Annotated in this window: 15 protein-coding genes; 9 read left to right on the top strand and 6 right to left on the bottom strand. The window is 64.2% G+C overall.

The window, feature by feature from the left end; genetic code table 11:
- Positions 1 to 942: an adenosine deaminase gene (locus tag QM797_RS20170; RefSeq protein ID WP_283277437.1), complete on the bottom strand. Its 942-nt coding sequence runs from the start codon at positions 940 to 942 to the stop codon at positions 1 to 3.
- A gap of 10 nt (positions 943 to 952) precedes the next feature.
- Positions 953 to 1744, bottom strand: coding sequence for an enoyl-CoA hydratase/isomerase family protein (locus QM797_RS20165; RefSeq protein ID WP_283277436.1), 792 nt, complete (start codon positions 1742 to 1744; stop codon positions 953 to 955).
- Positions 1745 to 1831: 87 nt separating this feature from the next.
- On the opposite strand from QM797_RS20165, the gene QM797_RS20160 reads away from it, so the two are divergent.
- Positions 1832 to 2977: an acyl-CoA dehydrogenase family protein gene (locus QM797_RS20160; RefSeq protein WP_283277435.1), complete on the top strand. Its 1146-nt coding sequence runs from the start codon at positions 1832 to 1834 to the stop codon at positions 2975 to 2977.
- Positions 2978 to 3069: 92 nt separating this feature from the next.
- On the opposite strand, the gene QM797_RS20155 is transcribed toward QM797_RS20160, so the two are convergent.
- The 3 genes from QM797_RS20155 to QM797_RS20145 form a co-directional block, all read right to left on the bottom strand.
- Positions 3070 to 4524: a DHA2 family efflux MFS transporter permease subunit gene (locus QM797_RS20155; RefSeq protein ID WP_283277434.1), complete on the bottom strand. Its 1455-nt coding sequence runs from the start codon at positions 4522 to 4524 to the stop codon at positions 3070 to 3072.
- 39 nt (positions 4525 to 4563) lie between these two features.
- Positions 4564 to 5169, bottom strand: coding sequence for a PadR family transcriptional regulator (locus QM797_RS20150; RefSeq protein ID WP_283277433.1), 606 nt, complete (start codon positions 5167 to 5169; stop codon positions 4564 to 4566).
- Positions 5170 to 5465: 296 nt separating this feature from the next.
- Positions 5466 to 5669: a cold-shock protein gene (locus QM797_RS20145; protein ID WP_008714360.1), complete on the bottom strand. Its 204-nt coding sequence runs from the start codon at positions 5667 to 5669 to the stop codon at positions 5466 to 5468.
- Positions 5670 to 5842: 173 nt separating this feature from the next.
- Here QM797_RS20145 and QM797_RS20140 point away from each other — a divergent pair, with 173 nt between their 5' ends.
- The 8 genes from QM797_RS20140 (at position 5843) to QM797_RS20105 (ending at position 19163) form a co-directional block, all read left to right on the top strand.
- Positions 5843 to 6586, top strand: a complete 744-nt coding sequence (locus QM797_RS20140) for a GNAT family N-acetyltransferase (RefSeq protein WP_283277432.1) — start codon at positions 5843 to 5845, stop codon at positions 6584 to 6586.
- Between the two features lie 83 nt (positions 6587 to 6669).
- Positions 6670 to 7686, top strand: coding sequence for a glutathione S-transferase family protein (locus QM797_RS20135; protein WP_283277431.1), 1017 nt, complete (start codon positions 6670 to 6672; stop codon positions 7684 to 7686).
- Positions 7687 to 7714: 28 nt separating this feature from the next.
- Positions 7715 to 8434: a hypothetical protein gene (locus tag QM797_RS20130; RefSeq protein ID WP_283277430.1), complete on the top strand. Its 720-nt coding sequence runs from the start codon at positions 7715 to 7717 to the stop codon at positions 8432 to 8434.
- A gap of 43 nt (positions 8435 to 8477) precedes the next feature.
- Positions 8478 to 9317 carry an LLM class F420-dependent oxidoreductase gene (locus tag QM797_RS20125; protein WP_283277429.1) on the top strand — a complete coding sequence of 280 codons (840 nt, stop codon included), beginning with the start codon at positions 8478 to 8480 and terminating at the stop codon, positions 9315 to 9317.
- 110 nt (positions 9318 to 9427) lie between these two features.
- On the top strand, positions 9428 to 10504 hold the full coding sequence (locus QM797_RS20120; RefSeq protein WP_283277428.1) for an ABC transporter ATP-binding protein: 1077 nt from the start codon (positions 9428 to 9430) through the stop codon (positions 10502 to 10504).
- On the top strand, positions 10501 to 11271 hold the full coding sequence (locus tag QM797_RS20115) for an ABC transporter permease (protein ID WP_283277427.1): 771 nt from the start codon (positions 10501 to 10503) through the stop codon (positions 11269 to 11271). The genes QM797_RS20120 and QM797_RS20115 overlap by 4 nt, the downstream gene beginning before the upstream one ends.
- A 231-nt stretch (positions 11272 to 11502) precedes the next feature.
- A complete protein-coding gene (locus tag QM797_RS20110) occupies positions 11503 to 15231 on the top strand; it encodes an ABC transporter ATP-binding protein (RefSeq protein ID WP_283277483.1) in 3729 nt (1242 codons plus the stop codon).
- A gap of 110 nt (positions 15232 to 15341) precedes the next feature.
- Positions 15342 to 19163 (top strand): multifunctional oxoglutarate decarboxylase/oxoglutarate dehydrogenase thiamine pyrophosphate-binding subunit/dihydrolipoyllysine-residue succinyltransferase subunit, encoded by a 3822-nt coding sequence (locus tag QM797_RS20105; RefSeq protein WP_283277426.1) that lies wholly within the window; start codon positions 15342 to 15344, stop codon positions 19161 to 19163.
- Between the two features lie 270 nt (positions 19164 to 19433).
- Here QM797_RS20105 and QM797_RS20100 read toward each other — a convergent pair whose 3' ends face one another.
- Positions 19434 to 20081, bottom strand: a complete 648-nt coding sequence (locus QM797_RS20100; RefSeq protein ID WP_283277425.1) for a TetR/AcrR family transcriptional regulator — start codon at positions 20079 to 20081, stop codon at positions 19434 to 19436.
- Between the last annotated feature and the right edge of the window lie 15 nt (positions 20082 to 20096).

The following is a 20096-nucleotide window of genomic DNA, read 5'->3' as shown; positions in this document are numbered from 1 at the left end:
CTAGACGGTCACGAAGCTCGCGCGAATCGAGTTCTCGGCCAACTGCTTTCGCTCCGCCACGGTGAGGCCCATTCCCACTTCGAGAGCAGAGAAGTTGTCATCGACGTAGCCGCCGAAGTAGGCGGGATCGTCGGAATTGATCGACACCGACAGGCCGCGCTCGAGCATCTGCCGCAACGGCAGCTGCTCGACGTTGTCGATCACCTTGAGCCGAACATTGGACAGCGGGCAGACGGTGAGTGGGATCTGTTCCTCGACAAGCCGATTCACCAGTGCCTCGTCTTCCAAGCACCGTACCCCGTGATCGATGCGCTCGACCTTCAGCAGATCCAGTGCCTGCCAGATGTAATCGGGCGGGCCTTCCTCACCGGCGTGGGCGACCACGTGCAAACCCTCGGCGCGCGCCTTGGCGAACACATCGACGAACAACGACGGCGGGTAGCCCACCTCGGCGGAATCGAGACCGAGCCCGATGATCGGAGCCTGCATCGCCAACAGGTCGTCGAGCAGTTGATTCGCGTGCAGCACCGGCTTGTCGCGCAGGATCGACGCGATCAGCCCACTGGTGACGCCGAATTCGCGCTCACTGGACGCGCAGGCGTCGGCCAATCCCTCGACGACGGCCTGGAGCGGTACGCCGCGCTCGGTGTGCGCCTGCGGGTCGAAGAAGATCTCGGCGTGCGTCACCCCGGCCTGCGCGGTCCGGCGGAAGTAGGCCCGGGCCAGATCGGCGAAATCCTCGGCGGTCTGCAACACGGCCATGTTCGCGTAGTACAGATCGAGGAAGGACTGCAGGTCGGTGAACTCGTACTTCGCGCGCAGTTCGTCTATGTCGTTGTACGGCAGCGCGATTGCGTTGCGCTCGGCAAGATCGAAGATCAGCGGAGGTTCGAGTGACCCTTCGATGTGCAGGTGCAGTTCGGCCAGCTGATCGTTACTCACTCATACGATTCTACTTGCCTGTGTACGTCGCCTTACCCGGGCCGACCTCGAGGAAGCTCGCGACCGCGCCGCGCAGATCCTCGGTTTCGAACAAAGCGCCCGAGACCTCCGAGGTGATCTCGTCCGCGTGGGCCACGCCGCCGGAACGCCACGCTGCGACAATCTGTTTGGTTGCCGCGTGCGCGACGGTGGGGCCGTCGGCCAGTCGATGCGTCAGCGCGAGCGCCGCGGCGTTTACGTCGTCGTGAATCTGATTGACCACACCCCACTCTTTCAGCGTCTGGGCGTCGTACAGATCACCGGTCATGACGAGCTCGCGAGCCCGACCCGAACCGGCTCGCTCGGCCAGACGCTGCGGCCCGCCCATTGATGGCGTCAGACCGACGACGGTCTCGACCAGACCGAACTTCGCCTTCGGTCCGGCCAGAATGATGTCGCAGGCCAACGAAATCTCGAACGCCGCGGTGAGCGTCAACCCGTGCGCGGCGTAGATCACCGGGCACGGCAGCCCCTCGAGCGGATGAATGATATCGGCGAACAGGCCACGCCACAGATCGGCACCCTGCGCGGCGGACAGGCCCTCAAAGACGTGCACGTCGACGCCGGCCGAGTTGACCTTGCCCTCCGCGCGGAGCAGCACCGCACGCGGCGGTCGGGCTACGAGATCGGCGACGTTCGCGGCCACCGCGTCGAACATCGCCTGATCGAAGAGGTTGAGCGGACCGTGATCGACGGTGAGCACGGCGACCTCTGCGCCGGCATCTGTGGTGGATCGAACGAGCGAAGTGGGTGCGTCAGCCATGGTTCGCATAGTGCCACACGTCTTCCAAGGCGTTGTTACCAACGAGTACTGTTCGCTTCACTAGCCGTTACCGAGAGGAACAAGTAAGTGAAGCGCAGCCTGTTCGAGTCCGACCACGACGACTTCCGCGCATCGGTACGGGAGTTCGTCACCCGAACCATCACCCCTGTCGAGGAGAAGCTCGTCGAACAGCGGTACATCGATCGCGAGATCTGGCTCGAAGCGGGACGCAACGGCTTCCTGGGCCTCGAAGTACCGGAGGAATACGGCGGCAGCGGAGCCGAGGACTACCGGTTCAACGCCGTCCTCGCCGAGGAACTCGCCCGCTCGAGTGCCGCGGTGGCGTCGTGCTTCGGTATTCACGTGGACATCGTCGCGCCCTACCTCGTCAAGCTCACCACCGAGGAGCAGAAGAAGCGCTGGCTGCCCGGCTTCTGCAGCGGCGAGATCCTCACCGCGATCGCGATGACCGAGCCGTCCGGTGGGTCGGACCTGGCTGCGCTGAAGACCACCGCCGTCAAGGACGGCGACGACTTCATCATCAACGGATCCAAGACCTTCATCACCAACGGCAACTCCGCCGATCTCGTCATCGTCGCGACTCGCACGACGCCGGAGAAGAAGGCCAAGGGCATCACGCTCTTCGCCGTCGAGAACGGCACCGAAGGGTTCTCTCGCGGCCGCAAACTCGACAAGGTCGGCCAGCCCGAATCCGACACCGCCGAATTGTTCTTCGAGAACGTTCGGGTGCCGAGCTCGAACATGATCGGCGAATTCGACGGCGGATTCATCCACATGATGCAGCTGCTCCCCCAGGAACGCATCAGCTGCTCGGTGGCCAACCTCGGACACGTCCGCCCCATTCTCGAGGAGACGCTGCAGTACGCCAAGGACCGCAAGGCATTCGGCCAGCAGATCGGCTCGCTGCAGTGGAACAAATTCCTGCTCGCCGAGCTCGTCACGAAACTCGATGTCGCACAGGCATACATCGACAACTGCATCGCCGCCCACGGGGTCGGTGAACTCACCGCCATCGACGCAGCCAAGGCCAAGTGGTGGAGCTCGCAGGTGCAGAACGAAATCCTCGACCACTGCGTCCAGCTACACGGCGGCTACGGGTTCATGAACGAATACCGCGCCGCCCGCGCCTGGAAAGACGCTCGCGTGACCAAGATCTGGGCCGGATCGAACGAAATCATGAAGGAACTGATCGGCCGCGATCTGGGGCTGTAGAGCGGCTTCGCCGCATGTGCACGCGGAGCCTGCGGTCGTTCCGCAGGCTCCACTCCGGCCTCGTAGTGGGCTACGAAGTTCCGTGCACATGGTTACTTGAACGCAGGCCGGACGTAGAAGCAGACCGCAATCATGCCGACCATCAGCACGGCGGCGGGCAGAATCAGCGACTGCGCCATGGCGGTGGTGAAGCCGTCGCGCAGCATTTCTGGCACCCGACCGGCGAATTCGTTTGCGCCCGAGGCAGATCCATCGGTGGGCAGCTCGGCGGCCAGCCGAGACTGGATGAGCGCGCCGATGCCGGCACTACCGAGCACCGAGCCGATCATTCGAGTGGTGTTGTAGATGCCCGAGCCCGCGCCCGCCTGACTCATCGGTAGATTGCGAGTTGCCGTGGCCGCCAAGGGCGACCAGATCAACGCATTCGCCACGCCCATCGCCGCGACCGGAAGCAGCAGCTTCCAGATTGCGGTGGTGGGCGTCATTTCGTACGCGAACCACAGCAGCGCTGCCGCGAGAATGAACAGCCCTGAACCGGCGATGTACCGCGGATGCGTCTTGTCGACGAGTTTGCCGACATTGGGCGCAAGGATTCCGGTGAGCAGCGCCATCGGTACGAACAGCAGGGCCGAGCGGGTCGGGGTGAGGCCGGTGACGCTCTGCGCGTAGAACATGATCGGCAGCATCATGCCGGACATCGCGAAGCCCATGGCTGCGATACCGATGTTGGACAACGAGAAGTTACGGTCGCGGAACAGTGCCAACGGCACCAGCGGCTCGCTGGTGTTCACGGACTGCCAATAGACGAACCCGGCAAAGACGAGCAACCCCACCCCGATGAGGATCCAGACGCCGGTACCCCAGTCGTACTTCTGACCTTCCTGAATGCCGAAGACGATGCAGAAAAGTCCGACGGCACTGAGCGCAACGCCCAGTAGATCGAACTTGTGATCGTGAGTCGGCAAGACCGGAACGAACTTCAGCGCCAACGCAATTGCGACAATTCCGACCGGCACGTTGATGAAGAAGATCCACTCCCAGCCGAGCGAGTCGACCAGCACACCGCCGAGAATCGGCCCGACGAGCGTCGCGACGCCTGCGACTGCGCCCCAGGCTCCCATCGCAGTTCCGCGCTTCTCCGCCGGAAACACACGAGTGATCACGGCCATCGTTTGCGGGGTGATCATCGCCGCGCCGATACCCTGAACCGCGCGCGCCGCGATGAGCATCTCGATCGATCCCGACAGTCCACACCACACGGACGCGAGGGTGAAAAGTACGAGGCCGGCGATGTACAAATTCTTCGGGCCGAACTTGTCACCCATCCGACCCGTGACCAGCAGTGGAACGGCATAGGCCAGGAGGTACGCGCTGGTGACCCAGATGACGTTGTTGATGTCCGTGTCCAGACCGGCGAGAATCGCGGGCTGAGCGACGGCGACGATGGTGGTGTCCACCAGAATCATGAAGAACCCGAGGCACAGCGCCCACAGGGCGGGCCACGGTCTGATGTCGTTGTGCAGTGGGGCGGTCTCGACGGCGTTCATTGCGTTCTCCTGGTCCCCCGAGGCGTCGGGGTCGTGTGGTCAGTGCCGATCGGTCAGGGTGGTGTGCTGTGCGGAAATGGCATGCGGCCACTCGAGCTCGCCGCTGTCGACGCGATCGATGTAGCTCGTCAACCACTTCATTTCGGCGGCCAGCATGTGGTAGTTGTAATCGATTCCGGCCCAGTAGATTTCGGACACCGTGCGTTCTCCCGCCAGGCGCTGGAATCCGGAAAGCTCCTCGATTTCTCGAGCCAGGTTTTCGGTACGCGCACGAAGCAACGCGATCGCCTCGGATGCCGGTAGGTTGTGCATCTCGGACAGGCCGAGGGTGAACTGTGGATATTCGCGCACCGGGGAACGAAGAATCTCGGCCAGCCGGTCGACGAGGACCCGCCTGCCGGCGGGCGTGATCTCGTAGGTCGTGCGCTCGGGACGGTTGCCCCCGCGGTCGGTTCCGACCTCGGCGATCAGCTCCTGCCCGTGAAGTCGAGCAACCACGTGATACAGCGATCCGGGGCGGATCTTGACGATCCGGTCCTCTTTGCGCTCGAGAAGGAGCTGATACATCTCGTAGGGATGCATCGGCCCTTCCGAGAGCAGGGCGAGGACCGAGACCCCCAGCGGATTCGTTGCGTCCCCTCGCATCGAACCTCACCCCCCACCGGATATACCAACCGAATTATTCCAGTTGGAATATACGACTATGGTTCCATGACGAGCAACCCGGACAATGCTCTGACCTGGGCATCAAACGGACATATAGCGCACAATGCCCTGTCGCACACGAACGGGACACCGACCGTAGTCGATGTCCCGTTCGAACAGACGAAGGCCGGATACTCGGAATTGCTTCCGTGTATCCGGCCTTGTCACCGAGTTTCTGGTGTCGATTACTTCGAGTAGGTCACTCCACCAGGGGAAATCGGGTTACGAAGCTTGAATCAGATGGCGCGGACGCCGGTAGCCTGGGGGCCCTTCTGACCCTGGCCCACCTCGAACTCCACGCGCTGGCCCTCGTCGAGCGACTTGAAGCCGCTACCCTGAATCTCCGAGTAATGAACGAAAACGTCCGGTCCGCCACCATCCTGCTCGATGAAGCCGAAGCCCTTTTCGCCGTTGAACCACTTCACACTGCCCTGCGTCATTCTGTAAACCTTCTGTAAGCGAGCTAGATCTTCACGTCGAAGCTCTAATCTCAAATGCGAGTCTGCCATCTATCGGCGCTGAGCGAAACACCGGGGGCAAAAAAGTTCGAAAGATTGCTTTCGGACGGTGAAACCAGAACGTTGCCCACGTTCGTGATGGCTAGTCTCGATACGTGGATCTTCCCCTCTTCGACGCCGGCCGATTCGACTCCCACAAGCTCGACATCGTTCGCCTGGCCTGGTGTCGGCAACTGGGCCTGGACGACACGGCCCTCGACACCGACGCCGACCGCGTAGAACATCTCGTGACAACGGACAACATCACCGTGCTGCAACTGGCCGAGACCACCGTGATCGCAGGGCCGTCCTGGGCGGTGGATGCCTCACGATCGATCACCGGCAGGCCGGGTGCGGACCGAACCTGGATGTCCTCGATACTCGGCGACCGCTCGGAGCACTACGAGATCGGCACGCACTCGCTGGCGTACGGCTCGGACATCGGCCACTCCATCGATGTGCACGATCCGCTGATCTCCCACGATGCTGTGCACGTCCGCAACCTGGCGGCGCAGTGCAGTGATGCCGACGTTGCCGAGGCATTCGGAGAGTCGGTCTCACGGAACTGGTTCACGCTGCTCGGTGACGACAGACCGGCGGACTCGGCGCGGTCACTCTCCTCCGCCGGCTATTCGGAAGAGCAGCTGATTCTGGCCGACATGCGCGTTCTGACCGACCCGGATCAGCGCCGACGGGGTCACGCGCAGGTGGTCGGGCGACTGGCTACCAACGACGCCATCGACGAGGGCTTGATCCCGCAGTGGCGCTCGCGACCCGAGAACTCCATTGCCCGACGCCTCGCCGCGCGGTTGGGATACACCGAAATCGGCGTCTGCCACACAGCTGTGGTTCGACCCTGACCCGGTTGAGGTGGCTCCGAACTGGGTAGCGTCGAGAAGACCGCCAATGCGCCAGAACATGATGATGTGAGGAGTTCGAGAGCATGGCCGACGATGCCGCATACGTGGAACCGGGCAAGGAATTCAAGCGCGACACCAACTACATACCGACTCGGATCACCGCCGACGGCCGGGACGGTTATCCGGTGGAGCCGGGACGGTATCGATTGATCGCTGCGCGCGCCTGCCCATGGGCTCATCGGTCCATCATCGTGCGTCGACTCCTGGGACTCGAAGATGTTCTCTCCCTGGGCATTCCGGGTCCGACCCACGACCCGCGCAGCTGGGACTTCCAGGAAGAGCCCGGCGGAATCGATTCGGTTCTGAAAATCGAGAGGCTGCAGGACGCCTACTTCGCCCGGTTCCCGGACTACGAGCGCGGCATCACCGTCCCTGCCATCGTCGACGTCCCCACCGGTGAGGTCGTGACCAACGACTACCCGCAGATCACGCTGGATCTGTCTACCGAGTGGACGCAGTACCACCGGGACGGTGCCCCTGATCTGTACCCCGAAGCACTGCGCGGCGAGATCGACGAGGTTGCCGATCTGGTCTTCAAAGACGTCAACAACGGTGTCTACCGCTGCGGATTCGCCGGGTCGCAAGAGGCGTACGACAAGGCCTACGACAGACTCTTCGCCCGCCTCGACTGGCTCGTCGAACGCCTGTCCACACAGCGCTACCTCGTCGGAGACCACATCACCGAAACAGACATACGCCTGTTCACCACCCTGGTCCGGTTCGATCCCGTCTACCACGGCCACTTCAAGTGCAACCGCAGCAAGCTCACCGAGATGCCGGTGCTGTGGAACTACGCCCGCGATCTCTTCCAGACCCCCGGGTTCGGCGACACCGTGGACTTCGACCACATCAAGCGGCACTACTACGAAGTGCACCGCGACATCAATCCGTCGGGCATCGTGCCGAAGGGCCCGGATCTGCAGGGCTGGCTCGAGCCGCACGGGCGGGAGTCGCTGGGCGGATCACCCTTCGGCGACGGCACCGCTCCCCCACCGCCGAAGCCGGACGAGCTCGTTCCAGCAGCTCACTGGGTGCACTGACTCACACTCTCGACAAGAAAGATTATCCATGGCCGGCAAGAACGACGACGCGCAGGTCGAGGTCTCGAACGGAGGCAGGCTCGAACGCGCGTTGGTCAACATCCTCGACAACGCCAGCCGCCTGCAGGGGCCTGCCGTCGACAAGTACGTGGCACATGTGCGTCGGGCACACCCGTACGACACCCCCGCCCAGATCATCGAACGCCTGGAGAAGCGATTCCTGCTCGCGGTCACCGGCAGCGGTTCCGCAGTGGGCGGTGCTGCGGCTGTTCCCGGCATAGGAACTGCTGCCTCACTCGCCGCAGTGGGTGCCGAAACCGCCTTCTTCATCGAGTCCTCGGCACTACTGACGTTGTCGGTCGCGTCCGTGCACGGCATCCCCGTCGAGAACCACCAGCAGCGACGCGCGTTGGTGCTGTCGGTTGCCCTGGGCGAATCGGGCATGCAGATCGTGCAGCGCACGGTCGGCAAGACCGCCAAGAACTGGGGACCGCTGATCACTTCCCGAATCCCGGGCGGCTCGATGACCAGCATGAACAAATCCCTCGTGAAGAAGTTCATCACCAAATACCTCGCCAAACGCAGCGCGCTGTTGGTCGGCAAGATGCTGCCCGCCGGAATCGGTGCGGCGATCGGTGGAGCAGGAAACCGCGTCGTCGGTAAAGGCGTCATCAAGAATGCCCGGGAGGCATTCGGTCCGCCGCCCGCACGGTTCCCGGAAAATCTGATCATCGAGCCGGACGAGTGAGAATGCGCGGAATCTTCGCGAGCCCGAGGCGTTGACACCGAACATGACTTCCACACCTGAACTCGGCAAGTACGGCGTCTGGCGACTTCATTCGGCATTCACCCCCGAACTGTCGCGAGCGATCGAATCCTTCGGTTACGGGACGATCTGGCTCGGCGGTTCACCGCCTGCCGATCTGACCACCACCGAGGAAATACTCGACGCCACCGAGACGGTCGTCGTGGCAACCGGCATCGTCAACATCTGGTCGGACGCAGCCGCCGACGTCGCGCAGTCGTATCACCGGTTGGAGAAGAAGCATCCGGGACGGTTCCTCCTCGGAATCGGTGCCGGCCATCCGGAGGCGACGCAGGAATACACCAAGCCGTACGACGCTCTGGTGGCATATCTGGACGAGCTCGACACCGCAGGAGTGCCGGTGGAACGACGCGTCCTCGCCGCGCTCGGGCCCAAGGTTCTCGCGCTTGCCGCCGACCGCACCGCCGGTGCGCATCCGTACTTGACCACCCCCGAGCACACCCGTGAGGCGCGAGAAGCATTGGGGCCGAACAAGATTTTGGCACCCGAGCACAAGGTGGTTCTCGAATCCGACCCACAGAAGGCCCGAGAGATCGGCCGACCACCGGTGAACAACCCCTATCTTCACCTTCGCAACTACACCAACAATCTGAACCGGCTCGGCTACTCGGACGAAGAGATCGGGGACGGTGGCAGCGACCGACTGATCGACGCTCTGGTGGCGCACGGCACGGCCGACGCGATCGCCGGGCGATTGCAGGAACACCTCGCCGCAGGCGCGTCCCACGTGACACTGCATTCTCTTCCCGACGACGCCGATCCGCTCGAGACCTACCGCGAAATCGCCGCCGCCTTGCTTCGCTGACACAGGGGCCGCACCCGCGACGAAGTCGGTCTCACCCCGTAGCCTCGTGTACCGGTTGCCGTGTGCGACCGGTACACGTGCAGTTCGACGGCCAGGGGGATTCCGCAGCGATGACCAGCTACTCGGGAGCAGCGCTGGAAGCGCAGGCACTGACCAAGCAATTCGGCACCGTTCGGGCGGTGTCGGACCTGAGCTTCGTCGTTCCGCGCGGCACGGTCACCGGATTCCTCGGTCCCAACGGATCGGGTAAGACCACCACGCTGCGCATGCTGCTCGGGCTCGTGGCACCCACCTCGGGGATCGGTCTCGTGAACGGCGCACCGTTCGGTACAGCAACACACCCGGCCCACACAGTGGGAGCCGTTCTCGACTCACTGAGCATGCACCCCAAACGCAGCGCCGCTCATCACCTGAAGATCTACACCGCAGCGATCGGCGTGCCAGACAGCCGCGCCCTCGACGTGCTGCACCTGGTCGGCCTCGGCGATGCTGCCCACCGCCCCGCAGGCGGCTTCTCGCTCGGTATGCGGCAGCGTCTGACGTTGGCGACAGCTCTGCTCGGAGATCCCGAAATCCTCGTGCTCGACGAACCGGCGAACGGTCTCGACCCCGAGGGCATCGCCTGGCTCCGCGATTTCCTGAAGGCATTCGCGGCCTCGGGGCGGACGGTACTGATTTCGAGTCACATTCTTCGTGAAATCGAGCAGACCGTCGACAATCTGGTGATCGTCAGCGCTGGCTCGTTGATGTATCAGGGTTCGATCGCACAGTTGCGGTCCACCCGGCCGAGCCGCGTGCTCGTGGCGGCATCGGACCCGGCGAAACTGGCGATCGCCTTGGCATCGAACGGCCTCAACGACACCCAGCTCCTGCCCGACGGCCGCATCGGCGTCGCCGGCACCGACGCGGCCACGATTGCACGCATCGCCGCCGATGCCGATGTCACGGTGTTCGGCACCACCGCAGAGCACGTCGATCTCGAGCAGGTGTTCCTGTCGATGACGGCGGGGCAGTACACCGCGGCACCTGTCGGTCAGAATCCATACGGGCCGCCGCCGGGACAGCAGCAGGGTTATGCGCCGCCGCAGAATTACGGACCACCACAGAACTACGGCCCGCCGCGGGGGTACGGCCCACCTCCACCCGATTACGGTCCGCCGCAGAACTGGAACGGGGGCCAGCGATGAACGCGCTGCTGACGTCGGAGATCCGCAAGGTCACGACGCTGAAGTTCTGGTGGGCACTGGCGATCGCGCCGATCGTCGTCGGAATCTTCGCGTCCGTCATCACCTCGGTGATCGCGAACCAGCTGGGTCCGTACGAGGAGGACCTCGATATCTCGGGTGGCGTCGCCTCGATCGGCCTGTACGTCGCTGCCGGAGCCGCAATCCTCTTCGCCGGCATCTTCGGTGCCGTCAATGCCGGGACCGAGTTTCGCCACAAGACCATCACCACCAGCTTCTTGACGGCTCGCGGCCGCGACGGGGTGATCGCCGCCAAACTGATCGTCACCGCACTGTTCGGACTCGGGTACGGCCTGGTCGTACTGCTGGCCAGCCTGATCTGCCTGCTGATCTTCAACGACCGCACCGTGATCCTCGACGGCCCGTTCATCGGTGTGGTCGCGTCGTGCCTGCTGGCCGTCGTGCTGTGGTCGATGATCGGTGCGGGGCTGGGCCTGCTGCTCAAATCTCCGACGTGGGCGGCCATCGTGCTCGTCGCCTGGCTGCCGTTCGGCGAGGGTCTGCTCTCGCTGATCCTGTTCGGGGTGGGCTTGGGACCGGTTGCCACTGCGCTGCCGTCGAACCTGACCCTGCCGACGATGGCGGCCACCCAATTGGACGACGCCGGCGATCTGGCGTCGTGGCCGTGGGCACCGCTCGGGCTTGCGTTGTGGGCCGCGATCCTCACCGGCGGCGGCTGGTTTCTGGCCCGCACCCGCGACATCGACTGAGGTCGGAGCCGGTACCCGCGATCGCCGACGAATGCTGTCGGTGATCGGGTCTACTTTGGTTCATCGATGGCACACAGTAATTCGGTGACGAACCGCGGCGCGGCAGTGAATCGCGACGCGGCGAACAACGGCACCCTCGTCGAGTCCGTTCCGCCACGTGATGATGTCCCGGCCGACAGCACGGCGTCGAGCACCCCACGTGGTTGGGTCCGCCGCCTGACAGCGCAATGCATGCTGCACCGGCGCACGGCGCTGGGCGCACTGGGTGTGACGATGATCGCCGCGGTCATCGACATCTCGTTCCCGCTGCTCACCAGAGTGGCGATCGACGACGCGACCGCAGGCAAGGGCGACGTGATTCTCACGGTCGCCGTCGCCATCGCACTGCTGGGTCTGGTGCGATTCGCCTGCCAGTTCGGCAGACGCATGCTCGCCGGCAGGCTCTCGATCGACGTTCAGCACGATCTACGTCTGGATCTGCTTGCATCGTTGCAGCGGCTCGACGGTCGCAAGCAGGACGAGATTCGTACCGGCCAGGTGGTGTCGAGATCGATCACCGACCTGCAACTCGTCCAGGGTCTACTGGCCATGGTGCCGCTCTCGGCCGGAGCGATTCTGCAGTTCGTCCTCGCCCTGGTGGTGATGGCGTATCTCTCGCCGTTGCTCACCGTCGTCGCAGTCCTCATCGTTCCCGCGGTGAGCATCGTGGTCTATCGAATGCGGCCGACCCTCTTCGCCGCCACGTGGTCGGCTCAACAACGTGCCGCCGATCTGGCGCAACATGTCGAAGAGACCGTCACCGGAGTTCGAGTGGTCAAGGGTTTCGGTCAGGAAGCCCGCGCGGTCGATCGCATCGAAGCACTCGGCCGCACGTTGTTCGCCGAGCGCATGCGGTCGGCGAAGATCAACTCGCGGTTCGCGCCGTCGATGGCCACCATTCCGCAGCTCGGTCTCGTCGGAGTCATCGCCCTCGGCGGATACCTCGCGCTGCAGGGCCACATCACCATCGGCACGTTCCTGGCTTTCGCGACCTACGTCGCCACCCTGTCCGCCGTCACCCGAACCGTCTCGTCCGTGGTGATCATGGCCCAACTCTCCCGCGCGGCCGTCGAACGCGTCTACGAGGTGGTCGACACCGAGCCGTCCGACCCGGAACCGGCGCAGCCTCTTTCCTTGCCGGACGGACCTCTCGGGGTTCGCATCCGCGAGGTGTCGTTCGGGTTCGAGCCCGAGCGGGACGTACTCACCGATCTGAGCCTGACCATCTCACCCGGGGAGACCGTTGCCGTCGTCGGACATGCGGGTTCCGGGAAAACCGCACTCGCCCTCCTGCTCCCCCGCTTCTACCGTCCTGCCCAGGGGCACATCGAGCTGACGTCCGACGGCACCTCCATCGATATCGACGACCTCGACTCCACGTCACTGCGCGAGGCGGTGTCCTTGGTGTTCGACGAGCCGTTCCTGTTCTCCGACACCATCGCCGCCAACATCGCCCTCGGCAGACCCGACGCCACTGCCGACGACATCGAACGCGCGGCGCGCCTGGCGCAGGCCTCCACCTTCATCGACGCATTGCCCGAGAGATACGACAGCCTGGTCGGCGAACGCGGGCTCACACTCTCCGGAGGACAGCGCCAGCGCATCGCCCTGGCGCGCGCCCTCCTCGTGGAACCGCGAATTCTGATTCTCGACGACGCCACATCCGCCGTCGACGCGGAAACCGAAGCCGCAATATTCGACGCGTTGCGCGGCATCCGGACGCGGGCGACTCTCGTTCTCGCTCATCGCCGTTCGACCCTGACACTGGCCGACCGCGTCGCCGTACTCGACAACGGTCGGATCATCGACACCGGAACGGTCGACGAACTCGACCGGCGCTGTCCGTTGTTCCGCGCTCTCCTGGCCGGTGGCGACGACGAACCGGGCACCGAGCCGGCCCACGACCCGATCGAGGAACCCTCTGCCGAGACGCTGTGGCCCGAGACCGCGCCGGAATCGTCGGCCGAGCCCGGCAGCGTCGCAGCGCCCGGAGGTGGCGGTGGGCACGGAACTGCGATGGCGGGGGCGTTCGGCTCGCTGGCACCGACACCTGCAATTTCCGCGGCCGTCGCGGCCCTGCCTCCGGCAACTGAGGACCCGGGCGCATCGGGGTCCGATCTCCGCCGACCCGACCCGGGATTCCGGTTGTCGAGATTGCTCGGCCCGGTCCGCATGTTGCTCGCCGCCGTGGTCGTTCTGCTCGCTCTCGACTCGTTGGCCTCCATCGCCTTTCCCTCGCTCGTTCGCTATGCGGTGGACAGCGGAGTGGCGCGCGGAGACTCGAACACGCTGTGGATCGCCACGTCGATCGGCGTCGCACTGGCAGCGTCGAGTTGGTTCGTCGTCTGTTGGACGACGGTCATCACCGCGCGGGCAGGCGAGCGGGTGCTCTTCGGTCTTCGTGTGCGTAGCTACGCACACATTCAGCGGCTCGGCCTCGACTACTACGAGCGGGAGCTCTCGGGTCGCATCATGACTCGGATGACCACCGACGTCGATGCACTGTCGTCGTTCATTCAGACCGGGGCATCGACCGCTGTGGTGAGCGTGTTGACCGTCATCGGTATCGCGGCCGCCCTGCTCGTCACGGACCCCACTCTCGGCCTGGTGGCGTTGGCGGTCGTACCGCCCCTCGCCGTGGCCACCGTGATCTTCCGCCGGATCTCCTCGGCGGCGTACTCGACGTCTCGCGAGCGAATCTCGATCGTCAACGCCGACTTCCAGGAGAACGTCACAGGCCTGCGCGCCGCGCAGGCATACCGGCGTGAGGAGTACGCCGCATCCCGGTTCGCCGAACGCTCCGACAGTTACCGGACCAGCCGAATGCGCTCGCAGACCGCAATCTCGGTGTTCTTTCCGCTCATCACACTGCTCTCCGACATCGCCCTCGCTGTCGTCGTGTTCGTCGGGGCACATCAGATCGCCACGGGCACCACCACCGCAGGCACCCTCGTCGCGTTCGTCCTGTATCTCGGGCTGCTCTTCGGACCGATTCAGCAGCTCTCGCAGGTGTTCGACGGTTACCAACAGGCACGTGTCGGCGTCGGACGCATCGGCGACCTGCTGCGCACCGCGAGTTCGATCGAAACCGCCACGACCGCGAACACCACCGCACTTCCCGGCGGGCGCCTACGTGCCGACATCGACCTCGTCGACGTGGGGTTTCGCTATGCCGGAGCTCGTTCCGACGCACTGAGTGAGGTATCTCTCACCATCCCCGCCGGCACTACCGTCGCATTGGTCGGGCGCACCGGAGCAGGTAAATCCACCGTGGTGAAACTGCTGGCCCGCTTCTACGATCCGACCTCCGGATCGGTGCGCGTCGGCGGCAACGATCTGCGCGACTATCGACTCTCCGACTATCGGCAGCGACTGGGCGTCGTACCGCAGGAAGCGCACTTGTTCACCGGAACCGTTGCGTCGAACATCGCCTACGGCAGACCCGATGCCAGCCGCGCCGACATCGAGAACGCGGCTCGCTCGGTGGGCGCTCTGACCACCATCGCTGCACTTCGCGGCGGTATGAACCAACCCGTCGGAGAGCGAGGCCAGGGGCTCTCTGCAGGCCAACGGCAACTGATCGCGCTGGCGCGAGCCGAACTGGTCGACCCCGATCTGCTCCTCCTCGACGAGGCAACCGCCACGCTAGATCCGGCTGCCGAACGCACCGTGCTCGCGGCCAGTGATGCCGTCGTACGCACGCGCACGGCAGTGGTGGTCGCACACCGATTGGCGACCGCCGCACGAGCAGATCTGATCGTCGTCGTGGACGGCGGACGTATCGTGGAGACCGGACGACATTCGGAACTTCGCGCCCAGGGCGGTTTCTACGCCCGGTTGTGGACTGCGGCCGAAACGAACCGGGGGAATAATTCGATAGTCCAAGGAGTCATCGACAACGAGGCCGATGGTTACCGGTGAGTACATATCACAGCTACGTCCCGGGCGCACGTGAGCTGGACCAAAGGTCTAGCCTGGACTTGTACGCGCGCTGAACGGGAACGAAGACAGAAACGAGGCGAACTACTGCCGTGAGCAGCAGCTCTACTACCCAATTCGGACAGAATCAATGGCTGGTCGACGAGATGTACCAGCGATTCAAGCAAGACCCTTCCTCCGTCGACGCGAGCTGGCACGAGTTCCTCACCGATTACGACCCCGAGGCCGTGGCCGACGAGACCGCCGTCAGCTCGAACGGTGCGTCCGGTAACAGCAACGGCGCAGCCTCGAACGGTAGTTCGGCCAAGTCCGCTCCCCCCGCAGCACCCGCGCCTCCCGCCAAGCCTGCCGCCTCGGCTCCGCAAAAGGACAGCGCTCCCAAGGCCGACGCTCCGAAAGCCGCAGCACCCAAGGCTGCCCCGAAAGCCGCCGCTCCCAAGGCCGAGCCCGCGAAGCCTGCCGCCGCTGCAAAGCCTGCCGAGAAGAAGGCCGCTCCGGCGAAGTCAGCCCCTGCAGCAGCCGAATTCGGCGAAGAGTCGAGCAAGATCCTGCGCGGCGCAGCAGCAGCGGTAGCGAAGAACATGTCGGCCTCGCTGCAGATTCCGACTGCAACCAGTGTGCGTGCGATTCCGGCGAAGTTGATGGTGGACAACCGTCTCGTCATCAACAACCACCTCGCTCGTACCCGCGGTGGCAAGATCTCGTTCACCCACCTGCTCGGCTACGCCATCGTGCAGGCCGTCAAGGCGTTCCCGAACATGAACCGCCACTTCGCCGAGGTCGACGGTAAGCCGAACGCCGTTACTCCGGCCGCGATCAACCTCGGTCTGGCGATCGACCTGCCCGGCAAGGACGGCAACCGCTCGCTCGTCGTCGCCGCCATCAAGAACACGCAGAACTTCACGTTCACGCAGTTCTACAACGCGTACGAGGACATCGTCCGGCGCGCCCGCGACGGCAAGCTCACCGGTGAGGACTTCCAGGGCGTCACCATTTCGCTGACCAACCCCGGCGGAATCGGAACCGTGCACTCGGTGCCGCGTCTGATGAACGGCCAGGGTGCCATCATCGGTGCCGGAGCAATGGAGTACCCAGCGGAGTTCCAGGGTGCCAGCGACGAGCGTCTCGCCGAGTTCGGCGTGGGCAAGCTCATGACACTGACCTCGACCTACGACCACCGCATCATTCAGGGTGCCGAGTCGGGTGACTTCCTCAAGACGATCCACAACCTGTTGATCAGCGACGAGTTCTACGACGAGCTGTTCCACTCGCTCAAGATCCCGTACGAGCCCATCCGCTGGCGCAAGGATCTGCCCGAGGGCACGGTCGACAAGAACACCCGCGTGCTCGAGCTCATCGCGGCGTACCGCAACCGCGGTCACCTCATGGCCGACACCGATCCGTTGCAGTTCACCAAGGACAAGTTCCGGATGCACCCGGACCTCGACGTGATCAGCCACGACCTCACGCTGTGGGACCTCGACCGCGAGTTCAAGGTCGGCGGATTCCACGGCCGGGACAAGATGAAGCTTCGCGACGTGCTCAGCGTGCTGCGCGACTCGTACTGCCGCCACGTCGGCGTCGAGTACACCCACATCCTCGAGACCGAGCAGGTCTCGTGGCTGCAGGAGCGCGTCGAGGCAAAGCACGTCAAACCGACTGTGGCGCAACAGAAGTACATTCTGAGCAAGCTCAACGCGGCCGAGGCTTTCGAGACCTTCCTGCAGACCAAGTACGTCGGCCAGAAGCGCTTCTCGCTCGAAGGCGCGGAAGCGGTCATTCCGATGATGGACTCCGTCATCGACCAGAGCGCCGAGTACGCCCTCGACGAGGTTGTCATCGGTATGCCGCACCGCGGCCGACTCAACGTGCTCGCGAACATCGTCGGCAAGCCCTACTCGAAGATCTTCACCGAGTTCGAAGGCAACATGAACCCGGCTGCCGCACACGGCTCCGGCGACGTGAAGTACCACCTCGGCGCCGAGGGTACGTACATCCAGATGTTCGGCGAGAACGACATCAAGGTCTCGCTCACGGCGAACCCGTCGCACCTCGAAGCCGTCGACCCTGTTCTCGAGGGACTCGTCCGCGCCAAGCAGGACCTGCACGACAAGGGCACCGGCCAGGGTGGCTACTCAGTCTTGCCGTTGATGTTGCACGGAGATGCTGCCTTCGCCGGCCAGGGCGTTGTCGCCGAAACACTGAACCTGTCCGATCTGCGGGGTTACCGCACCGGTGGAACAGTGCACATCGTCGTCAACAACCAGGTCGGCTTCACCACGTCGCCGGAGTTCTCGCGTTCGTCCGAGTACTGCACCGATGTGGCCAAGATGATCGCCGCGCCGATCTTCCACGTCAACGGCGACGACCCCGAGGCCTGCGCCTGGGTCGCTCAGCTGGCGGTGGACTTCCGTCAGAAGTTCCACAAGGACGTCGTCATCGACATGATCTGCTACCGCCGTCGCGGTCACAACGAGGGCGACGACCCCTCGATGACCCAGCCGGCGATGTACGACGTGATCGACACCAAGCGCAGCGTCCGCAAGAGCTACACCGAATCGCTCATCGGCCGTGGAGACATCTCGCTCAAGGAAGCCGAGGATGCTCTTCGCGACTACCAGGGTCAGCTCGAACGCGTCTTCAACGAGGTACGCGAACTCGAGAAGTACACCCCGGAGCCCAGCGAATCGGTCGAACTCGACCAGCAGCTGCCCGCCAAGCTCACCACGGCCGTCGACAAGGCTGTCCTGCACCGCATCGGCGACGCCCATTTGAACGTCCCCGACGGCTTCAACGTGCACCCGCGCGTCAAGCCGGTGCTCGAGAAGCGTCGTGAGATGTCGTACGAGGGCAAGGTCGACTGGGCCTTCGGCGAACTGTTGGCACTCGGATCGTTGGTGGACGAGGGACGCAATATTCGCTTCTCCGGCCAGGACACCCGCCGCGGCACGTTCACCCAGCGGCACTCGGTGATCATCGACCGCAAGACCGGTGCCGAGTACACCCCGCTGCAGAACATCGGCAGCGACAACCCCGGCAAGTTCATGGTCTACGACTCCGCGTTGAGCGAGTTCGCGGCCGTCGGCTTCGAGTACGGCTACTCCGTGGGCAACCCGGACGCGCTGGTGATGTGGGAAGCGCAGTTCGGCGATTTCGTCAACGGCGCGCAGTCCATCATCGACGAGTTCATCTCCTCCGGCGAAGCCAAGTGGGGTCAGCTCTCCGACGTCGTGCTGCTGCTGCCGCACGGCCACGAGGGCCAGGGTCCCGACCACACCTCAGGACGCATCGAACGCTTCCTGACGCTGTGCGCCGAGGGCTCGATGACCGTCGCACTCCCCTCGACCCCCGCGAACTACTTCCACCTGCTGCGCAGGCACGCGCGTGACGGCATTCGTCGCCCGCTGATCGTCTTCACCCCGAAGTCGATGCTGCGCAACAAGGCAGCAGTGAGCAACATCGAGGACTTCACCGACGGCAAGTTCCACTCGGTGTTCGACGAGCCCACCTACGACACCGGCACCGGTGACCGCAGCGCGGTCAAGCGAGTGCTGATGGTCAGCGGCAAGCTCTACTACGAGCTCCTCGCTCGCAAGCAGAAGGACAACCGCGAAGACGTCGCGATCGTTCGCGTCGAGCAGCTGTACCCCGTGCCGGTCCGCCGGATCCGGGAAGCGCTCGAGAGCTACCCGAACGCAACGGAATTCCGTTGGGTTCAGGAAGAGCCTGCGAACCAGGGTGCATGGCCGTTCTTCGGTCTCGCACTCCCCGAGCTCATGCCCGAGAAGCTGGTCGGCATCAAGCGCATCTCCCGTCGCGCAATGTCCGCACCGTCTTCGGGCTCGAGCAAGGTGCACGCCGTCGAGCAACTCGAAATCATCGACGAGGCCTTCAACGCAGTCGGCCAAGGCTAGAGACGTTCGGTAACGACAGCGGCCCACTTCTTCGGAAGTGGGCCGCTGTTGTCGTTGCTGGGCTCCCGTTCCGCGTCAATGGACCCTTGCATACGTCTGAGCAGTGGAATGGTCCATTGACGCAGAGCGAGCGGCTACGTGAATGGACCCTTGCATACGTCTGAGCGGTGCAATGGTCCATTGACGCGGGCGGGGGCGGGCAGCGGGGGGCGGGGGCGGGCAGCGGGCGGGGGCGGGCATCGGGGGCGGGACGTCGCGGTGGGGGCGCGCTCAGGCGTCGGCGTCGGCTCCCAGGAGTGCGGAGATCATGCTCGGTGCCAGGGCGACGGCCGGCAGGGCATTGACATTGAGGTCGATGAGTTCGTCACGGCTGATGTGGGGATCCCGCAGCCAGGTGATGGTCGCTTCCTCCACGAAGGCGATCCAGCCGCGGACGGCGAGGTCGATGGTGGGGGTCACTTCCATGTCGAGGCCGGCGAGTTGGACGAGGGTGCGCTCGGCCATGGTGGTGCGGGTCTGCTCGAACACCTCGCGCATCAGGGGGTCTCCGCTCGCGGTGCCGCGAAGCAGGGAGATGAAGGTGTCGCGCTTCTCGGTGACGTAGTCGACGTAGTTGGCGATGGAGTCGCGGAGAATCTCGAAGGGTTCGAGGCCGGGATCGGGGGCGGTGCGTTCGATCATCGACCGGGAGGCCTCGCGAACTATTTCGAGGTGAAACTCCTGCTTGGACGAAAAATAGTGGAACAGTAGTCCTCGGGAAACACCTGCTTGGTCTGCGATGTCTTCGACGGAGATCTGTTCGAGTGGGCGGTCGGCCAGCATCTCGGTGCCGAGCTCGATCAGCTGAGCTCGGCGTTGCTCAGGACTGAGTCTGGTCCTCTTCGTCGTGGATGCGCCGGGGCTGTTCACGAACGCCATGCAACCACCCTACTG

The organism is Rhodococcus sp. IEGM 1381 (assembly GCF_030056795.1).
GTDB lineage: Bacteria > Actinomycetota > Actinomycetes > Mycobacteriales > Mycobacteriaceae > Rhodococcoides.
The sequence above is the reverse complement of the archived record's forward strand: the minus strand, read 5'-3'. Positions and strand labels throughout refer to the sequence as shown.

Bases quoted from the DNA above. Each gene is read 5' to 3' on its own strand.
- QM797_RS20115 (WP_283277427.1), top strand. From the start codon at position 10,501: ATGAACGCGCTGCTGACGTCGGAGATCCGCAAGGTCACGACGCTGAAG.
- QM797_RS20145 (WP_008714360.1), bottom strand. From the start codon at position 5,669: ATGACGCAGGGCAGTGTGAAGTGGTTCAACGGCGAAAAGGGCTTCGGC.
- QM797_RS20110 (WP_283277483.1), top strand. From the start codon at position 11,503: ATGCTGCACCGGCGCACGGCGCTGGGCGCACTGGGTGTGACGATGATC.
- QM797_RS20155 (WP_283277434.1), bottom strand. From the start codon at position 4,524: ATGAACGCCGTCGAGACCGCCCCACTGCACAACGACATCAGACCGTGG.
- QM797_RS20150 (WP_283277433.1), bottom strand. From the start codon at position 5,169: ATGCGAGGGGACGCAACGAATCCGCTGGGGGTCTCGGTCCTCGCCCTG.
- QM797_RS20120 (WP_283277428.1), top strand. From the start codon at position 9,428: ATGACCAGCTACTCGGGAGCAGCGCTGGAAGCGCAGGCACTGACCAAG.
- QM797_RS20125 (WP_283277429.1), top strand. From the start codon at position 8,478: ATGACTTCCACACCTGAACTCGGCAAGTACGGCGTCTGGCGACTTCAT.
- QM797_RS20100 (WP_283277425.1), bottom strand. From the start codon at position 20,081: ATGGCGTTCGTGAACAGCCCCGGCGCATCCACGACGAAGAGGACCAGA.
- QM797_RS20130 (WP_283277430.1), top strand. From the start codon at position 7,715: ATGGCCGGCAAGAACGACGACGCGCAGGTCGAGGTCTCGAACGGAGGC.
- QM797_RS20165 (WP_283277436.1), bottom strand. From the start codon at position 1,744: ATGGCTGACGCACCCACTTCGCTCGTTCGATCCACCACAGATGCCGGC.
- QM797_RS20135 (WP_283277431.1), top strand. From the start codon at position 6,670: ATGGCCGACGATGCCGCATACGTGGAACCGGGCAAGGAATTCAAGCGC.